Genomic DNA, 17,981 nt, shown 5'->3' on the forward strand with positions numbered 1-17,981 from the left:
TCCCCAAATCGAAACCATAGTCAGAGGCCGCCGCTGAGCGGGGTCTTCTTTCCAGTGATCAAGTCTGCCTTTGGAAGGGGATAACCATGAATATTGACCAATACACAGAACGCGCACGCGCCATTGTGCAGGGCGCCCAGACGGCGGCGCTCGCCAGCGGCCATCAGACACTGACGCCTGCCCACATGCTCAAGACCATGCTTGAGGATCGCGACCAACTGGCCGTGAACCTTATCCGCGCATCTGGCGGGCGACCGGAACTGGTTGTTCAGGGCGTCGATGCCGCACTCGCAAAACTGCCCAAGGTGACCGGCGCCAATACAGGTCTGCGCCTTGAGCAAGCATCGGCAAAGCTGTTCCAGGATGCGGAAGACAGCGCGAAGAAAGCAGGCGATTCGTTCGTCACCACCGAACGCCTGTTGCTGGCAATCGCAGGCCTCTCCGGTGATCCGGCCGCCGAAGCGCTGAAAAGTGCCGGCGTGACGCCCAAGTCGCTGGAAGCGGCGATCAGCGAGCTCCGCCAGGGCCGCACGGCTGACAGTGCCAATGCCGAAGAAGGCTATGAGGCCCTCAAGAAATATTCCCGCGACCTGACCCAGGATGCGCGTGACGGCAAGCTTGATCCGGTCATTGGCCGCGACGAGGAAATCCGCCGCACGATGCAGGTCCTGTCGCGCCGCTCGAAAAACAATCCGGTGCTGATCGGCGAACCCGGCGTGGGCAAGACGGCGATTGCCGAAGGTCTCGCACTGCGCATCATCAATGGCGATGTGCCTGAAAGCCTGAAGGGCAAGCGCCTGCTTGCGCTCGACATGGGCGCGCTGATTGCCGGTGCGAAATTCCGCGGTGAATTTGAAGAGCGACTCAAGGCGGTACTGAACGAGGTGCAGCAGGCGGCTGGCGGTGTGATCCTCTTCATCGACGAAATGCACACGCTCGTTGGCGCGGGTAAAGGCGATGGCGCGATGGATGCGTCCAACCTGCTCAAGCCTGCGCTCGCACGCGGTGAGCTGCATTGTATCGGTGCAACGACACTCGATGAGTATCGCAAGCATGTTGAAGGTGATCCGGCACTCGCCCGGCGCTTCATGGCGGTGTTCGTGGATGAGCCATCGGTCGAGGACACGATCTCCATTCTCCGTGGGCTGAAAGCGCGGTACGAGGCGCACCATGGCGTGCGCGTGTCGGATGCTGCGATTGTTTCGGCAGCCACCCTGTCCAACCGTTATATAACCGACCGCTTCCTGCCGGACAAGGCAATCGACCTGATGGATGAGGCGTCGTCGCGCCTTCGCATGCAGGTGGATTCCAAGCCAGAGGAGCTCGACGAGATTGACCGTCGTCTCCTGCAGCTGAAGATCGAGGCGGAGGCGCTCAAGAAGGAAAAGGATGCGGCATCTAAGGACCGGCTGAAAACCATCGAGACCGACATTGCCGACCTGCAGTCGAAATCCGACGAACTGACCTCCGCCTGGTCGGCCGAAAAGAACAAGCTCAAGGGCACGGCCAATGCGAAAGACCAGTTGGACCGCGCCTATGCCGATATGGCCGAAGCGCAGCGGACGGGCGATCTTGCAAGGGCGTCCGAGCTGAAATTCTCGACCATTCCGGCGCTGGAAAAGCAGATCAAGGATGTCGAAGGATCGGAAGACGAAGACGACGGCCTCGTATCCGAGGTTGTACGGCCTGAGCACATTGCGGCCGTTGTTTCCAAGTGGACCGGCATTCCGGTCGACAAGATGCTCGAAGGCGAACGGGAAAAACTGTTGCAGATGGAAGATGCGCTTCGGGCACGTGTTGTCGGGCAGGATGCGGCGCTGGAAGCGGTGTCCAATGCCGTGCGGCGCGCAAGGGCGGGCTTGCAGGATCCCAACCGGCCCATCGGTTCGTTCCTGTTTGTCGGTCCGACCGGTGTCGGCAAGACAGAGCTGACAAAGGCGCTCGCCGAATTCATGTTCGAGGACGATACGGCGATCCTGCGGCTCGACATGTCGGAATATTCCGAGAAGCACTCGGTTGCCCGCCTGATTGGCGCGCCTCCCGGCTATGTCGGCTATGATGAAGGCGGCGCTTTGACCGAAGCCGTACGCCGTCGCCCCTATCAGGTGATCCTGTTCGACGAGGTTGAGAAGGCTCACCCGGATCTCTTCAACACGCTGCTGCAGGTGCTCGATGACGGGCGTCTGACCGATGGACAGGGCCGGACCGTGGACTTCAAGAACACGATCATCATCATGACCTCGAACCTCGGGGCTGACGCCCTGGCGAGCGGTGAAGAGGGCGAGGTGTCAGAGGCGGCACGCGAAAGCGTGATGAGCGCAATCCGGATGCATTTCCGTCCGGAATTTATCAACCGCATCGACGAGATCGTCTTCTTCAAGCGTCTCGGACGGGGTGAGATCGATCATATTGTCGATATCCAGATGGGCCGCCTTGAGCACCTGCTGGCATCTCGCAAGATGAAGCTCGACCTTAGCCTCGATGCCCGCAACTGGCTGGCCGCGCGTGGTTACGATCCCGTCTACGGGGCCCGACCACTGAAGCGTGTCATTCAGAAAGAGCTGCAGGACCCGCTTGCGCGCCTGCTGCTTGAAGGCCGCATTGCGGACGGTGAAACCATCCATGTCGGTGTCGAAGGCGATATGCTTTCCATCAACGGCGTACCGAATGATTTCACCAAGGGACGTGTGGCGCTTAACTAGAGAGACAACTTCTGCCGCGCCTTTGCTTTCCGCAGGTGCGGCAGATCGCTCTTCCCGTCACGGACTGCTGGTGTGCACCACGGGCAGCAAGGTGGCTGCCATGAGGCTGTCGGGAACTGTCGCGCCACGGAGGGCGTCTATCGTCGCCTTCTGCTTCAGGAAGGCCGCATATTCCTCCGGTTCGCTCGCCAGGTTGCGCCCGGACGGGAGTTCGAGCGTCATCGGGTTCACGTAGCGGCCATTGCGGCGGATTTCGTAATGGAGGTGCGCGCCGGTTGCTGAGCCGGTGTCGCCGACATAGCCGATGATGTCGCCTGCGTTCACAGTGTCGCCTGCGGCGAGGCCGGCAGATTTCGACATGTGCGCATACAGGGTCTCGAAGCCGCGCTTGTGACGGATGCGGACATGCCGTCCATAGCCATCACTAAAGCCGACGAATTCGATCACGCCGTCTCCGGCTGCCTGTATCGGTGTGCCGGCCGGGGCGCGATAATCGACGCCTGTGTGCAGGTGCAGGTACCCCGTGAGCGGATGATAGCGCTGGCCAAATCCTGAATTGATCGGAACGCGCCCGATGGGGAAGCGCGTGAGGAAGGGCTGAGCGGCCACACCGTTCGCATCAAAGAACTCCGTACGGCCGGAGTCTCCGGGTGTGTAGAGATACCAGCTGCCATGGCTGGTCGTGCCATTGAAGGCGGCAAAGACTAGATCGCCATTCTCGATGAAATTCCCGCGCTCGTCTTCTGCAACTTCGAAGACGGCATCGAAGCGGTCTCCGCGGACGCCGCCAGCGGCCAGCGCCGGATCATCGGGGAACAGGGAAGCGAGGGCTGTTGCATGTCCCGGCGTGCCTCCGCCCTCGGCCAGCGCGGCGGCCAGCGTGGTTTCGATCTCGCCAGCGACGCGTCTGTGCGAGGTCATCAGGCGTGCGGTCAGAACGCTCACGAAAAAACGGTCATCGGCCTGGCGGGTGGCGAGCAGGGTATTCCTGGCGTCAGGTTTGATCGATACGGCAATCAGGCGGCTCGTGTCGTCCTGCAGCGCGCTTTCGTCGAAGTAGGCCGTCAGGGCCGTGCCGGGGCGCATGCGCTTGCGGTCAACTAGGCCCGTCTGACGCAGGGCATCCACAGCGGCTTCCGCGTCCTCGGCGCTGGCTCCCAGCACTTCCAGCACGTCGGCTGCGGCTGCGCCGGCCGTCACCTGCCCAATTCTGCTGGCGGTGGAGGCCATCGGAAGGTTCTCGCGGAAATCCAGCATAGCCTGCGCCGCATCGGCGCTGGTGAGTTCGGCGGGCTGCTGCGGGCGCACGAAGACGAAAAGCGCCAGCATGCCGAACAGCACGAAGGCGCCCATGGCCCATTCCAGCGCACGATCCGGCCGGAATGTGCGGTCGACCTTTGCCGGTCCCAGACGTCGTTTTGTCATACCTGATGTCCCTGGCAGGGCCCGATAGGGCCACGCTGAGTGATTCAGGACATCACGAGCAAGAAATACGCCACAAACGCGAATTTCGGGTCAATTTGAGGGATTCAGCTCGGTTCAGGGCTGGTCGGTGGTTGCCGACACCAGGAGCGCCTGTTCGAAATCAGCGCCTTGATCCGCGCGGATCTGGTCGATCTCGGCCTTTCGGGCAGCAAATTCAGCGAGGATTTCCGGCGTCTCGGCGAGCTTGCGCCCGGTCGGGAGTTTCAGGCCCATCGCATTGACCGGCGTGCCCTTGATGTAGACCTCATAATGGAGATGAGGCCCGGTCGAGGCACCGGTCGAACCGACATATCCGATGATATCACCCTGACGGACGCGCTTGCCGGATTTCATGCCCCGGCCATAGCGCGAGAGGTGCGCATAGGCCGTCTCATACCCGTTGGCGTGCTTGATCTTCACATAGTTGCCATAGCCGCCATACCGGCTCGCGCGGGCCACCGTGCCGTGTCCGGCTGCATAGACGGGCGTTCCCGTGGGGGCTGCGAAATCCGTACCCTTGTGCAGGCGGGTATAGCCCGAAATGGGATGGCGCCGCTTGCCGAATGACGAGGACAGCCGGGCCCCGTTGATGGGCGTTTTCATCAGGAATTTGGTGGCGCTTTCGCCCTTGCTGTCGAAATAGTCAGCGACCTGGTCGTCGCTGGGTGCGAAGCGGTAAAAGTCGCGGCTGAGGGCGCGGCCGTCCAGCGATGCGAACACGACCTCGCCAGACTTCACGGGCTTTCCGCGTTCGTCGACATAAGTTTCGTAAACGATTTCGAACGCATCGCCGGGATGTATTTCGCGTTGGAAATCAACGTCATATGCAAAGGCGTTGGCAAAATCGACAACCTGCTGGTCGCCTGCGCCAAGGCTGCGGGCCGTGTCATAGATCGAGGTGTCTATGGATGCGGCAATGCGGTGGTAGGAGGGAGTCAGACGGGCGTTGAGGGCGGTGGCTTCCCAGGTACCATTCTGCGTGCGCGTGATCAGGAGGCTGCGATCGGCTTCCGCACGGATCGACAGGGCCTTGAGCTGGTCGTCCTCCATATAGGCTTCTGCCAAGAGGCCCGGACGCAGGCGGCGCGCGTCGAGCAGATCGCCGGAATAGAGCGTGTGAAGCGCGCTATTGGCGTCCTGATGGTTGGCGCCGAGACTGACGACGAGGTCTGTCAGGGTCTGGCGTGACTTGAGGGTGCCGGTATTGCGGGCGAGCACGGCCGGATCGTTCAGGTCGGTGGCGCTGAGCAGAGTGACGGCGAGCGGGAGCGGTGTCGCTGCATCGGCCGTACCGTGTGTGGGCTGGCCCGACGGATCGACCATGAACAGCCCGGCCACGGCAGAGGCCGTTCCCAGAACAACAAGGACCGCCAGGCTTTTGAGGCCCTGTGACACATTGCGGTTCGGCGCGTGTGTCTCTTTCGGTTCGGTTTCGGTGATTTCTTCCACGCGCAACTTCCCGTATTACTCATGAACATCAGCACCCAAGCAACAGGTGAGGATGAACAAGCGTTCATAATGACATAAGCACGTTGCGTTAAAGAATACAGAACGCGCTAAATTTGGCCTTCTTGCCTTAATAGAACTCTAGGATCCCAGTCTAGCAAGATGCAAGCCGGATGGCACAGTGAATACGACAGATGACGAAAATTTAGGCTTTTCGGACGCCGATACGCTCGTGCGACCGATCCGCTGGGTGCGCTGGACCGCGCTTGCAGTCGCCATCCTCCTGATCGGGCTGCTGGCAACAGGCTGGTTCCTGCGCAAGACGGTTGCCGAGCGCGCGCTTGCGGGCTGGTGCGCCGAACGGGCGCTCACCTGTGAGGGGAAATTCGTCCGCATTGGTTCGGATGGTGCCACAATTCGCGGGCTCAAAGTCAGCGCTGGCGCGCATGTACCGCTCGAGGCCACCGAGGCCATCGTCCGCCTGAACTGGCCGCGTTTGCTGACCCCGGAACTGACCGGTGTTTCAGTCGATAAGCCTGTGGTGCGTGGAACGCTCGACGATGAAGGCGTCCGCTTCTATGGGCTGGAAAAGCTTGGTGGCCAGTCGGGTTCTTCCGCACCGCTGCAATTGCCGGCGATAGATATCACGGACGGCCGCATATTCTTCGCGACGGACGCGGGTGAACTCTCAGCTACGATCTCGATGCAAGGGACATTTCCGGCAAAGGGCACCCTGGATCTCGTACTCGACCCGGCAGACCTTCAGGGCCCTGACAGCCAGTTCAAATGGTCCGAGGGCATCGTGTCCCTCCAGGCAGACAAGGGCCGCATTTCCGGCGAAGCCAGCCTCATGCTGGAACGGGCGGAGCTGAAATCCGTGTCTGTGTCGAATGCGTCATTCGATGCGACAGTGGACGCCGCCGATGTGGGCGATGGCCCCATGAAGCTGAGCTGGCGGGGCGAGATTGCGGAAGGCTCCTTTCCGGGCGGCAAGCTGAGCGCAGCGCTAACCGAAGGCGAGGCGAGCTTTACCGAGCTGCCGAGCCTGTCGGCAAGCGATGTTATGTCTGTACTCACCAAGGCGGCGTTCAGGCTGGAGACGTCGGCGGTATCGCGCGACGGGTATGGCGCCGACGCCATGACCCTTGAGGCCCAGCTGACGGGTGATGCCGGCAATATAGGCGGTCCGGTCAGCCTGAACGCCGTCAACGCCGTGGCACCGCAGGGCAAGGCCGAGCGCCTCGCGTCGCAAGGCATGTTCAGCCGGTCGGCGGAAGGCACGCTTCTGTATGCCGGCAATGCGTCGGCCTCCGGCGCGGAGGTGACGCCAGGACTGCGCAAGGATCTGACCGCGCCCGTTGTGCTTCCCGGAATGCTCTCGGATCATGGTGCCAGCCTGCGGTCGGCCATTGATCGCGCGCTTGCCGATTTCGATCTGGACATGGAGCTGAGTGCCGGTTCGCGGGACGGCGTATTTTCCTTCTCGAGCCGCGAGAAAACCGTGCTTGAAGCCGCGTCCGGACTGCGTCTGGTCATCGCGCCGCCGGAGGTGGGACCATGGCTGGCCATTCGCGGGGCTGAACGCAAGGTCAGCGGCAATATTTCCCTGTCGGGCGGTGCCGCACCGACTTTGACGCTATCGCTCGATCAGTTCCAGCAAGGCGAGGCTGGGCTCGAAATAACGTCGCACGCCCTCAGGCTGAGCCCGTGGACTGCGGGTGCAAAGGTTTTCTCTGCCGACCTTGATACCTTCAACCTGTCGAGCGCGCCTGAGACATTCGACCTGCTTAGCCGCGGCCGTCTGTCCGTGTCCGGGCCCGTGTCCGGTATCAACCTAAAAATGACGAATATTGCGGGCGGTTTCCACGTCACGCGCGACGATGCCGGCTGGCAGGTCGTGCCGGACGGGACGAAATGCGTCGGCGTCAAAAGCCAGGGATTTGTTTTCGGCAGCATACAGGCCGAGCCGGTGAATCTGAATGTTTGCCCTTCCGGCGGCGGCTTCATTCGCAAGGGGGGCAAATCCCCGAGCGGGGCCGTCACGCTGGGTAGCGTCGAGCTGCCCTTCTCAACCGGCTCCACGTCCGGTGCGCTTAAGCTCTCGAAGGCGTCGGTCGACTGGTCGTCGAATGGCGGCCTGGCGATGACGGTGCTGGCGAGCCATATGGATCTGCCGCTGACGATCGGATCGCGCACCTTGACGCTTTCCGGCGAAGCACCCCGCATGGGGATCGCCACCGGACGTGGTGCACCAAAGCTGTCCGCACGCCTCGGTGAAACCGTCTTTGGCGGCACACTGATACCGGCAAGAGTATCAGCGCACAGTTTCCGGTTCGACGGCACCAGCGGGAAGGGCGGCCTTTCCGGCAATCTCGGCGCAAATGGCGTGCTGATACAGGACTACAGGGACGACCCGATTTACCAGCCGCTGATCTCTGACATGACAGCGACGCTGACCAATGGGCAGATGGCGATGACTGGCCCGCTTCGCCTGCAAGCAAGTGACAGGATTGTGGCCGACACGACGCTGGACCTCGATGTCGCGAAACTGACGGGCCAGGCGGCGATCCGGTCCCGTCCACTCGCCTTTCACACGGGCGGTCTGCAGCCCGTCATGCTGTCCGAGAAGCTGCGCGGTGTCTTCACCAATGCCGACGGTGATGCGTCGGCCAAGGCGGATGTCGATATCGTCTCGGGCAGTATGACAGCGACGGGAGAGGTCACGATTGAACAATTCGGTTTCCAGACAACAAGGCTGGGCCGGGTCGAAGGCGTCAACGGGACTGTCCGGTTCAGTGACCTGCTTGCCCTTACAACCGATCGCCGTCAGGTCGTCACCGTCGGCGCGATGAACATCGGCGTTCCGCTGACGGACGGTCGTATCGAATTTCATCTCGACAAGGGCAAGGTCGTCGGCGTCGAGACGGCCGGGTTCCCGTTCGCGGGCGGCCGGCTCGCACTTGCGCCGCTTGAGTGGACGCTTGGCGGCAAGGACCAGCGCGTTGAAGTGACCGCCGACGCGATCGAACTCAGCCAGCTGGTCGCGGTTCTGAAGATGCCGGATGTCCAGGCAACAGGCACGGTGAGCGGCACTTTCCCGGTCGATTTCGTCGGCAGCGAAGTCCAGGTGCGTGACGCGCGACTTGCGGCTGACGCAAGCGGCGGGCGGATTGCCTATACGGGCGATGCGGTCGATTCGGCTGCCAATAGTGACCCGAACGCCAAGCTGGCATTCGATGCGCTGAAAGACCTGCAATTCTCCGTACTGGAAATAGGGCTGACCGGCGACCTGATGGACCGGACCGTTGCGAGCGTGCATCTGATCGGCCGCAATACGCAGCCCCTCGCGTTCGGAAAGAAACTCACCATGCCCAAAGGGCAGGCGTTCGAGTTCAATCTTTCGCTCGATTCCAACCTGACTGATCTGTTCAAGAGCGGGTCCTATGCCTCCCAACAGGACAAGTTCGTCAAAATCCTCGTCGACATGGCTAATGACAAGGAGAACCAGCAAGGTGAATGAGAGACAACCATGCGGTCGATTGACGTTAAGCTGAACCGTGTCATGCTCGTGCTCAAGTAAAAGGAGTCATAAATTGACGACCCCGCAGAAAACCATCTTTCTGGCCGGATGCATCGCTCTCACAGCGGCGTGCACGCCGACCATTCGCATCGAGCCGTCCGACAAGCCCATCACGATCAATCTGAACGTGAAGATCGATCAGGAAGTGCGCATCAAGCTCGACAAGGAAGTCGAAGACCTGATTTCCAGCAACCCCGATCTGTTTCCTCAATAGCGATGACAGGATATAAGTCATGAACATGATCAGGAATATCTTTCTCGCTTTCGCCGTCGCGTCGCTTGCCATCGTGAGCGCGCCAGCCGCACATGCTGGCGACCCCCAGCTGGAGGCCGCGATTTCGGCCGGTGAAGTCGGCGAGCGTATTGACGGCTATCTCGGCGTTGTCGGTTCGGCAGACCCTGCAATTGTCCGCAAGGTGCAGGAGATCAACAACAAGCGCCGCGCACTCTACGAGCAGCTGTCGGAGCAAACCGGCACAACAGTGGCCCAGGTCGCCCGCGTTACGGGTGAAAAGCAGATCGCCCGCGCCGGAGCTGGCCAGTATTACATGGACGAAACCGGCGCCTGGAAGCAGAAATAGCCTTCTGGTTTCCGCACGGAACCACCCCTTCTTTTGACAGCCCTCGCCGCAACGCTGCGAGGGCTGTTGCGTGCCCGCTCACCAATCGGCGCCACAGGTCCCGTCGCAAGACTTTCATACCCGATTGATTGACACGAAGCGCGGCTCACTCGATTCTGCGCGAAATCTGAGTTCAAAAAGGGGCTGGACCTTCCATGATCGATCCTGCACGGCTTTCAGCCTTTATCTCCTCGCGTATCTGCCATGACCTTGTTTCACCCGTATCGGGCGTCACAAGCGCGCTCGAAATGCTCGACGAGCCCGGCGATTCCGAAATGGACCAGCAATTCGAGGAATTGCTGCGCTCGAGCGCCCGCAAGGCGGCCGCCACGATCCAGTTCCTGCGCTACGCCTACGGATCGCTTGGCCTGCAGGCGGGCACGGCGGACATGCACGAATTCAAGAAGATCACAGAAAATTACCTGCTTGGTCTCAAGCCCAGTATCGAATGGGATATCACGACGGACCATCTCAGCTATTCCCATGCGCGCCTGTTGATGAACCTGATCATGATGGCGGTGGATACGCTGCCGCGCGGCGGCGTTATCCATGCGCGCGTGCGCAATGAGGCCGCAGGCATGACGCTGACGGTCTCATCCCGGGGAGAGCGGGTGAAGCTGAAGGATGAAGCGGCCAGGTCGGTCCAGGGGATCGAGCCCGAGGAAGGCTGGAAGCCTGAAAATATTCAGCCCCTGTTCGCGAAGATGATCTGCGACAGCCTGGAAGGCGAAATCACCGCCAAGCAGGGCGACGATGTTGCCATCATCATGGCCACACGTATTCGCGCAGAGGGTTGAACCGGGGCTGGCCGGTTTATTTGAGTCCGGCAGCGAATTCTTAACGCTCGTCGGGCACCAGTTAACCCGGCTGACGAGTCTGCTCTTGGAGACGGAACATGAAAACCTGCCTGATTGTCGACGATTCCCGCGTCGTCCGCAAAGTTGCGGCGCGAATTATCCAGGATCTCAAGTTCAACGTGACCGAAGCCGGCGACGGCGCCGAGGCACTGAAAGCCTGCCGTGAAAGCATGCCGGATGCCGTACTGCTGGACTGGAACATGCCGGTGATGAACGGCCTCGATTTCCTACGGGCGCTTCGGCGGGAAGATGGCGGGAAGAAACCGCTTGTGGTATTCTGCTCCATCGAAAACGACGCAGAGCATATCAATGAGGCCCTCCGATCGGGGGCAGACGAGTTCATTATGAAGCCGTTTGATGCTGACATTCTTGAGAGCAAATTCGCAGAAGTCGGCCTTGTTTGAAGCATTTCTTAATAAAAGCCCCGATATTGGTAACGATTAGGGTTTGAATCACCCGGGACCGGAGCGGGATATGCAGGATGAGGTGTTCAGTGAATTGGCGGATCTGGCCCTGAAAGGGTCGGGCCAGTCGATTCCGAAATCCAAGGCGTATCTTATTGAGGCGCGACTTTCCCCGATCGCGCGGCGCGAAGGCTTCGGCTCGATGGCGGACCTTGTCCACTGCCTGAAATCGCGGGCAAATCCGGCCCTGATCGCAGAAGTCGCTGCAGCGCTCGTGTCAAAGGATACGAGCTTTTTCCGTGACCGCGATACGCTGAAGCGGGTTCTGGAAGAGGTACTGCCAGCGCGGCTCAAGGCGGGCAATACCGGGCGCCTGAAAGTCTGGTTCGCGGGTGGCTCGACCGGACAGGAGGCCTATTCGCTCGCCATCCTGCTTGAAGACGAATTACCGCCCGCCCTGCGCGGCGCGAAGATCGAAATCCTATCGACCGACATCTGCAAGGCGGCGACCGAGCAGGCCCGGCTGGGCCGCTACGGCCATTACGACGTGCAGAAGGGCCTGTCGATCCACCGGCTGACCAAGCATTTCAACCGGCTCGAAACCGGCCAGTGGGAAGCGAGCGAAGCCCTGCGCGGCCGTGTCAGCTTCCGCCAGCACAACCTGCTTGAAAGCGCGGCAGGCCTTGGCAAGTTTGACGTCATTTTCTGCCGCAATGTGCTTCCGGGCATGGCCCGTTCAGCGCGGATCAGCGTGGTCGAGAGCCTGTCGGGTCAATTGGTTCCCGGCGGCATGATCGTGCTCGGCCAGGGCGAAGGCCTTATCGGCCTGACCGACAAGCTGGAACCTGCGCGTGATTTCCGCGGCGCCTGGGTCGCGGCCGGAACGGCCAATGCCGAGGCGTCTGCCGCCTGACATTTGCCGGTGCTCACCGCGCCATGCGGCCGGCCAAATGCAGTAAGCCGGTCTCCTCCCTGCCGTGAGTGCCGTATGTTCTGGCTGGATAACCCCGAAGTGATCGGTTTTATGTGCCGTTGATGCTTCGTTGTGGGCAACGGTTCCGCTAGAACCACGGCACAGATCATTTTCCAGCATGCAGGATCAACGATGTTTAACCGGCGCCATTTTCTCCAGTATGCAGCGGGCAGCGTAATTGCGACTGCCGGCAGCCTCCCGGCATGGGCACGCTCGGCAAGCGAGGGCAATCTCGGCATCCCTGTACTGCAGGGCAAGGAATTCGACCTGGCCGTCCACGAGTTCCCGATCCGCATTGATGGCCGCGCTGCCAGGGCGATTGGCATCAACGGATCGGCGCCAGCGCCATTGCTGCGTTTCCGGGAGGGTGATGATGTGACGCTGAATGTCACCAACACGCTGAGCGCGGAAACCTCCATCCACTGGCACGGCCTGCTCGTGCCTTTCCACATGGACGGTGTGCCGGGCGTTTCCTTTCCGGGCATCCAACCGGGAGAAACGTTCACCTACAAGTACCGCGTGCCTCAGAACGGCACCTATTGGTATCATTCCCATTCCGGGCTGCAGGAGCAGGTCGGCCATTATGGCCCGATCATTATCGACCCGAAGGGCGCGGACCCGGTTGCCTATGACCGGGAATACATCCTTGTTCTCGGCGACTGGACCTTTGGCGACCCGCACCGCCTGTTTGCGAAACTGAAGAAGCATTCCGACAGCCAGAACTTCCAGCAGCGCACCGTTGGCGACTTCCTGAAGGATGCGTCTGACAAGGGCCTCGGTGCCGCGCTGGATGACCGGGCCATGTGGGGGGCGATGCGCATGTCGCCGCGCGATATCGCAGATGTTGGCGCGCCGACCTATACTTATGTCGTCAATGGGCGGTCGACGGCAGACAATTTCAACATGGTGTTCACACCGGGAGAGCGCGTGCGCCTCAGGATCATCAATGCTGCGGCGATGACGCTTTTTAATGTGCGCATGCCCGGCCTGCCAATGACGATCGTGCAGGCCGATGGCCTGAACGTGCAGCCACTGGAAGTCGACGAGTTCCAGATCGGCGTGGCGGAGACCTATGATGTCATCGTGACGCCACAGGTGGCGGAGGCTTTTGCCTTTGTCGCCGAGTCGATTGACCGGTCCGGCCAGGCTGTCGCCACTCTGGGTCCGCGGCCCGGGATGCGGGCCGAAGTGCCCGCGTTGCGGCCTGTGCCGACACTGACCATGAAGGACATGGGGATGGATCATGCGGCCATGGGCCATGGCGCGATGGAGATGGATACAGAGGCGCCCGAAGCCATGGACCACGCGGCGATGGGGCATGTGATGCCTGATCCGCAGGGCCCTGCCGTGCAGATGGTTTCGATGGAGGCCGCCATCGCGAAAGGCCCCGGTATTGCCAATATCGCAGCCATGCCGGTAAGCCGCCTGGACGAGCCGGGCATTGGCCTGGCCGATGTGGGCCACCGTACGCTGACCTATAGCCAGCTGCGCAGCCTTGACCCGAACCCGGATACCCGCGCGCCGGGCCGAGAAATTGTCGTGCACCTCACGAGCAATATGGAACGCTACATGTGGTCGTTCGATGGTGTGAAATTCTCCGAGGTCACAGAGTCCATCAAGTTCCATGAGGGTGAGCGTGTCCGCCTGACCCTCATCAATGATACGATGATGCCGCATCCGATCCACCTGCATGGCATGTTCTTTGATCTCGTTATTCCCGGCGCAGAGGCGAGCGGCCATCTGCCGCGCAAGCATACGGTGATCGTCAAGCCGGCGGAGAGGCTGTCTGTCGATATTTCTGCGGAACATGTCGGCGACTGGGCCTTTCACTGCCACCTGCTTTACCACATGGCCGCGGGCATGATGCAGGTTGTCTCGGTGCTGCCGGCAGATGCGGCACCGATGGAGGACCATCAAGGCCATGAGAACATGGATCATTCGACGATGGATCACTCAGTCATGGGTGACGAAGAGATGGACCATTCCACGATGAACCATGAGGACATGAAGCGATGAACCGTTCGGCGGCACTTTTTGCCCTGGCCGGCATGCTGGCAATGCCTGTCCTCGCCGAGGAGGCCTCGCCGCCCTGGTCCATGGCCGATGCCTATTACGACGCCGATGAAATGGCCGAAGCGCGCCACCATGTGCTGAGCCATCATGGTGATACGCGCCAGTTTTACGTGATGGCTGACCGGCTTGAATGGCAGTCATCGGACGAAGGCGATGCGCTCGTCTGGGATGGCGATGCCTGGTATGGCGGCGATGTGAACAAGCTCTGGATCAAGTCAGAAGGTGAGTATTCGCTGGAGACGGACGAACTCGACGATGCGGAAGTCCAGGCGCTCTGGTCGCATGCCATCTCGCCCTATTTCGACCTGCAAGGCGGCGTGCGGTATGACCTTGAGCCGAAGGGCCGCACGCATGCGGTGCTCGGCATTCAGGGCCTCGCGCCCTACTGGTTCGAAGTCGACGCGGCCGCTTTCCTCAGCAGCGAGGGCGACCTGACGGCGCGTATCGAAACCGAATATGAGTTCCGCCTCACCCAGCGCCTCATCCTGCAGCCGCGTATGGAAGCGGAACTCTCGGCGCAGGACATTCCGGAACTGGAAACCGGCTCCGGTCTCACCAGCCTGAATGCAGGCCTGCGCCTGCGGTATGAGATCATCCGCGAGTTCGCGCCCTATATCGGCGTTGAGTGGCAGGACCATTTTGGCGGGACGGCTGATTACCTTGACGCCGCTGGCGAGGATACAGGCCGCACGGTTTTCGTGGCGGGCGTCCGGGCCTGGTTCTGAGGCCGGGGCTCGCAATTTCTCCCGTCCCGCGCTATATGCGCCGCTCCTGAAGCTGCTCCGGGCCTTGAACCCGGTGGGAGTATGAGATGACAGACACACAAGCCGCTGCCTGGACGGGCGGCGTGAATTCCCTCGGATTTGCTAAATCGCCTGCCGATACGCGGGTTGTCGCCGCCATGTCGGGCGGGGTCGACAGCTCCGTCGTGGCCGCGATGCTGAAGGCCGAGGGCTATGACGTGATCGGCATCACGCTGCAGCTTTACGATCATGGCGCGGCCATCGAGAAGAAGGGCGCCTGCTGCGCCGGGCAGGACATCCACGATGCCCGCAATGTCGCCGACCAGATCGGCATTCCGCATTATGTGCTCGATTATGAAAGCCGATTCCGCGAGCAGGTGATGGAGGATTTCGCCGACACCTATCTGGCCGGATCGACGCCGATCCCGTGCATCCGCTGCAACCAGACGGTCAAGTTCTCGGACCTGCTTCGCACCGCGAAGGAGCTGGGCGCCGATTGCCTGGCGACGGGGCATTATATCCGCCGGACGGATGGCGAAGACGGGCCGGAACTGCACCGGGCTGCGGACGCGAGCCGCGACCAGTCCTATTTCCTGTTCGCCACGACGCGGGAGCAGCTGGACTATATCCGCTTTCCGCTGGGCGGCCTGCCGAAGACCGAAGTGCGCGAACTGGCTGACTGGTTCAACCTGCCGGTTGCGGCAAAGCCGGACAGCCAGGATATTTGTTTCGTGCCGGAAGGCTCCTACGCGAAAGTGGTGGAAAAGCTGCGCCCCGGGTCCGGGCGCGGAGGCGATATCGTGCACCTTGATGGCAGGGTACTCGGGAGCCATGAGGGCGTAATCCATTACACGATCGGCCAGCGGCGCGGGCTGAACGTGGCCGTGGGCGAGCCCTTGTTCGTGGTCAAGATCGACGCGCCGAACCGGCGGGTGATCGTCGGGCCGCGCGAAGCCCTGATGACGTCCGGCCTGTTACTGGAAGAGCTGAACTGGCTCGGCGCGGGCAGCCTTGAAGCGGCGGCGGATGCAGGCGCGGCGGTGCTGGTACGGGTGCGTTCGACGCGGCCGCCAGTGCCGGGAAGGCTCGGCTGGCAGGGCGATATTCCGGTGATCTGGTTCGATAAACCCGAAGAAGGCGTGGCGCGCGGCCAGGCAGCGGTGCTTTACGATGCGACCGGCGGCACGCGAATCCTGGGCGGCGGTTTTATCCTGCGGGCGATCCCGGCGGACGAACGGGTCGTGGCGGCCTAGGTTTGCCTGCACATGCGGCGCCTGTGAAGGCGCTTGGGAGGGGGGGGCTCTGATTTTCGGGAGGGGATTCCGGGTCAGGTGTCTGGCAGCGGCATCAGCTGCGCAGGGGACACGGAGCTTTGGTTTCGGGGCTTAGGGCAAGCCTGGCCGCCCACGGAACACACCATGAAAACTGTAACCCATCTGCCCGGTCTGAAACGTTACCTATGTTCCCGGTTGCACATGTTCGGCGCGCCTCCCTCTCCCAAGGGAGTGGGGGAGTTTTCCTGTCACCCCATCCAGTCGGGTGGGGCGACGGTGGTTGGGCTGGCGGGCATGGCGGGTTGGGGGTAGCGTTCGAGGAGTTTGGCGACGATGGCGTCGGCAACCCGGTCGGCCTCCCGCAGGGGCGGGTAGGTCCAGGTTTCCAGCGTGCCGCCGAACCAGCGTGCCGCGCCATGATCGATCAGGCTGTCATGCAGGCGGTCGAACTTGTCGTGGCGCCCTTCGAGGCGGGCAATGTGCACCGGTAGGCCATGCCAGGCCGCGTCTGACAGCATGTTGGCGCTGTCCTCGGTGACAATGGCGACATCGGAAAAGGCGAGCCAGGCAAGATAGGGGTTCTGGCCGTCTTCCGGGCCTGACCAGAAACGGGCGCCGACCTGATCGGCGAAATTGCGGAAGCGTGCGACCCCGGCCAGCGGCGTGCGGCGGGACGTGGTGATGCGCAGGCGCCAGCCAAGGCCGGCAAGCTGGCGCAACTGGCCTTCAATGCGTTCGGCGGCAGCTTCGGAAAACGTGTGCGTTTTGGAATCACCGCCGATGATGACCACGGCGCTTTTCGCGCGCTCGTCAGCCAGGTCAGCAAAGGCCTGACCGGCATCCTCGATCTGGTCCGGTGCGAAATAGGAGGGCGAGCCGATTGTCTCGATCACGTTCGGGCCGGACACGCCGTCATGCGAGGGCACGACCAGCATGTCGAAATTGTCCGGTTCGATATTCGGGTCGAGGATCTGCACGGTCATGGTCTTGCCGCCGGAGAGGTGGCGCACCGCCCGTGTGAACGGCGCCGAGCGGCGGCCGGCCGCAATCCAGACGGTGGGCCAGGGCCCTTCGAGCACGCTGCGCTGATCGGCGGGCAGGGAATATTTCAGCAGGGGCCATTTGTCGGCCGGCAGCCATGTCCACGGCGCGCGGGGGCTGAGCGTGACCGGTTCGTTGCGATGTGCCGCGCCGTCAATATGGGCGATCTTCATCCAGCGGCGTGTCTCGCCCAATGCCTGCAGGATGGCACGCACCTGGGACGCGTTGCCCGCGCGGCCATCTGACACCGCCCAGACGGAAGGTCCGAGCGGGCCGCCCCCGCTCATTTATTTGTACTCGACCTTGGCGATCTCATAGGCGCGCGCCCCGGACGGGGCGGCCACTTCGGCCTCGTCGCCTTCTTCCTTGCCGATCAGGGCACGGGCGATGGGCGAGGTGACGGAAATCTTGCCCAGTTTCACCGAGGCTTCGTCTTCGCCGACGATCTTGTAGGTCTGCGAGTCCTCGGTATCGACGTCGACAATCGTTACGGTGGCGCCGAAACGGATCTTGGTGCCGGAGAACTTGCTGACATCGATGACGTCGGCGCGTGCGAGCTTGTCGTCGATCTCGCTGATTCGGCCTTCGATGAAGCTCTGCTTCTCCTTGGCGGCGTGGTATTCGGCGTTTTCCGACAAGTCGCCGTGCGCGCGCGCTTCCGCGATCGCCGCGATGATGCTCGGACGCTCGACGGATTTAAGTGCCTTCAGCTCTGTCTGAAGTGCAGCATGGCCTTCAGCGGTCATGGGAATACGTTCCATGTCGGATCCCTTATTCTTCTCTATTGGCGCGAAATGCTTGTCG

14 protein-coding genes are annotated in these 17,981 nt (G+C 61.7%); 10 read left to right on the forward strand and 4 right to left on the reverse strand.

Annotated elements, in window-relative coordinates; genetic code table 11:
• Positions 1-86: 86 nt before the first annotated feature.
• On the forward strand, positions 87-2,702 hold the full coding sequence (gene clpB, locus VR74_RS13875; RefSeq protein ID WP_045697789.1) for an ATP-dependent chaperone ClpB: 2,616 nt from the start codon (positions 87-89) through the stop codon (positions 2,700-2,702).
• 57 nt (positions 2,703-2,759) lie between these two features.
• On the opposite strand, the gene VR74_RS13880 is transcribed toward clpB, so the two are convergent.
• Both VR74_RS13880 and VR74_RS13885 read right to left on the reverse strand, forming a co-directional pair.
• Positions 2,760-4,127 carry a M23 family metallopeptidase gene (locus VR74_RS13880; protein WP_299950596.1) on the reverse strand — a complete coding sequence of 456 codons (1,368 nt, stop codon included), beginning with the start codon at positions 4,125-4,127 and terminating at the stop codon, positions 2,760-2,762.
• 114 nt (positions 4,128-4,241) lie between these two features.
• Positions 4,242-5,615, reverse strand: coding sequence for a M23 family metallopeptidase (locus VR74_RS13885; RefSeq protein ID WP_299950599.1), 1,374 nt, complete (start codon positions 5,613-5,615; stop codon positions 4,242-4,244).
• A gap of 178 nt (positions 5,616-5,793) precedes the next feature.
• On the opposite strand from VR74_RS13885, the gene VR74_RS13890 reads away from it, so the two are divergent.
• From VR74_RS13890 to mnmA, 9 genes are all read left to right on the forward strand, one after another.
• The gene (locus VR74_RS13890; RefSeq protein WP_045697791.1) at positions 5,794-9,132 is read left to right on the forward strand and encodes a YdbH domain-containing protein; all 3,339 of its coding nucleotides are present in this window, start codon (positions 5,794-5,796) and stop codon (positions 9,130-9,132) included.
• 73 nt (positions 9,133-9,205) lie between these two features.
• Positions 9,206-9,406 carry a YnbE family lipoprotein gene (locus VR74_RS13895; protein WP_045697793.1) on the forward strand — a complete coding sequence of 67 codons (201 nt, stop codon included), beginning with the start codon at positions 9,206-9,208 and terminating at the stop codon, positions 9,404-9,406.
• A 19-nt stretch (positions 9,407-9,425) separates the two neighbouring features.
• Positions 9,426-9,773 (forward strand): YdbL family protein, encoded by a 348-nt coding sequence (locus tag VR74_RS13900; protein WP_045697794.1) that lies wholly within the window; start codon positions 9,426-9,428, stop codon positions 9,771-9,773.
• 194 nt (positions 9,774-9,967) lie between these two features.
• Complete coding sequence (locus VR74_RS13905; protein ID WP_045697796.1) at positions 9,968-10,609, forward strand: histidine phosphotransferase family protein; 642 nt, start codon at positions 9,968-9,970, stop codon at positions 10,607-10,609.
• Between the two features lie 98 nt (positions 10,610-10,707).
• Positions 10,708-11,073 (forward strand): response regulator, encoded by a 366-nt coding sequence (locus VR74_RS13910; RefSeq protein ID WP_045697798.1) that lies wholly within the window; start codon positions 10,708-10,710, stop codon positions 11,071-11,073.
• A 70-nt stretch (positions 11,074-11,143) separates the two neighbouring features.
• Positions 11,144-11,986: a protein-glutamate O-methyltransferase CheR gene (locus VR74_RS13915; RefSeq protein ID WP_299950602.1), complete on the forward strand. Its 843-nt coding sequence runs from the start codon at positions 11,144-11,146 to the stop codon at positions 11,984-11,986.
• A gap of 192 nt (positions 11,987-12,178) precedes the next feature.
• On the forward strand, positions 12,179-14,062 hold the full coding sequence (locus tag VR74_RS13920; RefSeq protein ID WP_045697800.1) for a copper resistance system multicopper oxidase: 1,884 nt from the start codon (positions 12,179-12,181) through the stop codon (positions 14,060-14,062).
• On the forward strand, positions 14,059-14,844 hold the full coding sequence (locus tag VR74_RS13925) for a copper resistance protein B (RefSeq protein WP_045697803.1): 786 nt from the start codon (positions 14,059-14,061) through the stop codon (positions 14,842-14,844). Before VR74_RS13920 ends, VR74_RS13925 begins: the two co-directional genes overlap by 4 nt.
• A gap of 86 nt (positions 14,845-14,930) precedes the next feature.
• A complete protein-coding gene (gene mnmA, locus VR74_RS13930; RefSeq protein ID WP_045697805.1) occupies positions 14,931-16,115 on the forward strand; it encodes a tRNA 2-thiouridine(34) synthase MnmA in 1,185 nt (394 codons plus the stop codon).
• A 269-nt stretch (positions 16,116-16,384) separates the two neighbouring features.
• On the opposite strand, the gene VR74_RS13935 is transcribed toward mnmA, so the two are convergent.
• Both VR74_RS13935 and greA read right to left on the reverse strand, forming a co-directional pair.
• Positions 16,385-17,464 (reverse strand): mitochondrial fission ELM1 family protein, encoded by a 1,080-nt coding sequence (locus VR74_RS13935; protein ID WP_045697806.1) that lies wholly within the window; start codon positions 17,462-17,464, stop codon positions 16,385-16,387.
• Positions 17,465-17,938, reverse strand: a complete 474-nt coding sequence (gene greA / locus VR74_RS13940; protein WP_045697808.1) for a transcription elongation factor GreA — start codon at positions 17,936-17,938, stop codon at positions 17,465-17,467.
• Positions 17,939-17,981 lie beyond the last annotated feature (43 nt).

Source organism: Hyphomonas sp. BRH_c22, assembly GCF_000961795.1.
Lineage (GTDB): Bacteria > Pseudomonadota > Alphaproteobacteria > Caulobacterales > Hyphomonadaceae > Hyphomonas.

What these genes read in the sequence shown, in the direction of transcription:
- VR74_RS13935 (WP_045697806.1), bottom strand. Translation starts at nt 17,464, where the DNA reads ATGAGCGGGGGCGGCCCGCTCGGACCTTCCGTCTGGGCGGTGTCAGAT.
- mnmA (WP_045697805.1), top strand. Translation starts at nt 14,931, where the DNA reads ATGACAGACACACAAGCCGCTGCCTGGACGGGCGGCGTGAATTCCCTC.
- VR74_RS13915 (WP_299950602.1), top strand. Translation starts at nt 11,144, where the DNA reads ATGCAGGATGAGGTGTTCAGTGAATTGGCGGATCTGGCCCTGAAAGGG.
- VR74_RS13900 (WP_045697794.1), top strand. Translation starts at nt 9,426, where the DNA reads ATGAACATGATCAGGAATATCTTTCTCGCTTTCGCCGTCGCGTCGCTT.
- clpB (WP_045697789.1), top strand. Translation starts at nt 87, where the DNA reads ATGAATATTGACCAATACACAGAACGCGCACGCGCCATTGTGCAGGGC.
- VR74_RS13925 (WP_045697803.1), top strand. Translation starts at nt 14,059, where the DNA reads ATGAACCGTTCGGCGGCACTTTTTGCCCTGGCCGGCATGCTGGCAATG.
- VR74_RS13905 (WP_045697796.1), top strand. Translation starts at nt 9,968, where the DNA reads ATGATCGATCCTGCACGGCTTTCAGCCTTTATCTCCTCGCGTATCTGC.
- VR74_RS13920 (WP_045697800.1), top strand. Translation starts at nt 12,179, where the DNA reads ATGTTTAACCGGCGCCATTTTCTCCAGTATGCAGCGGGCAGCGTAATT.
- greA (WP_045697808.1), bottom strand. Translation starts at nt 17,938, where the DNA reads ATGGAACGTATTCCCATGACCGCTGAAGGCCATGCTGCACTTCAGACA.
- VR74_RS13880 (WP_299950596.1), bottom strand. Translation starts at nt 4,127, where the DNA reads ATGACAAAACGACGTCTGGGACCGGCAAAGGTCGACCGCACATTCCGG.
- VR74_RS13910 (WP_045697798.1), top strand. Translation starts at nt 10,708, where the DNA reads ATGAAAACCTGCCTGATTGTCGACGATTCCCGCGTCGTCCGCAAAGTT.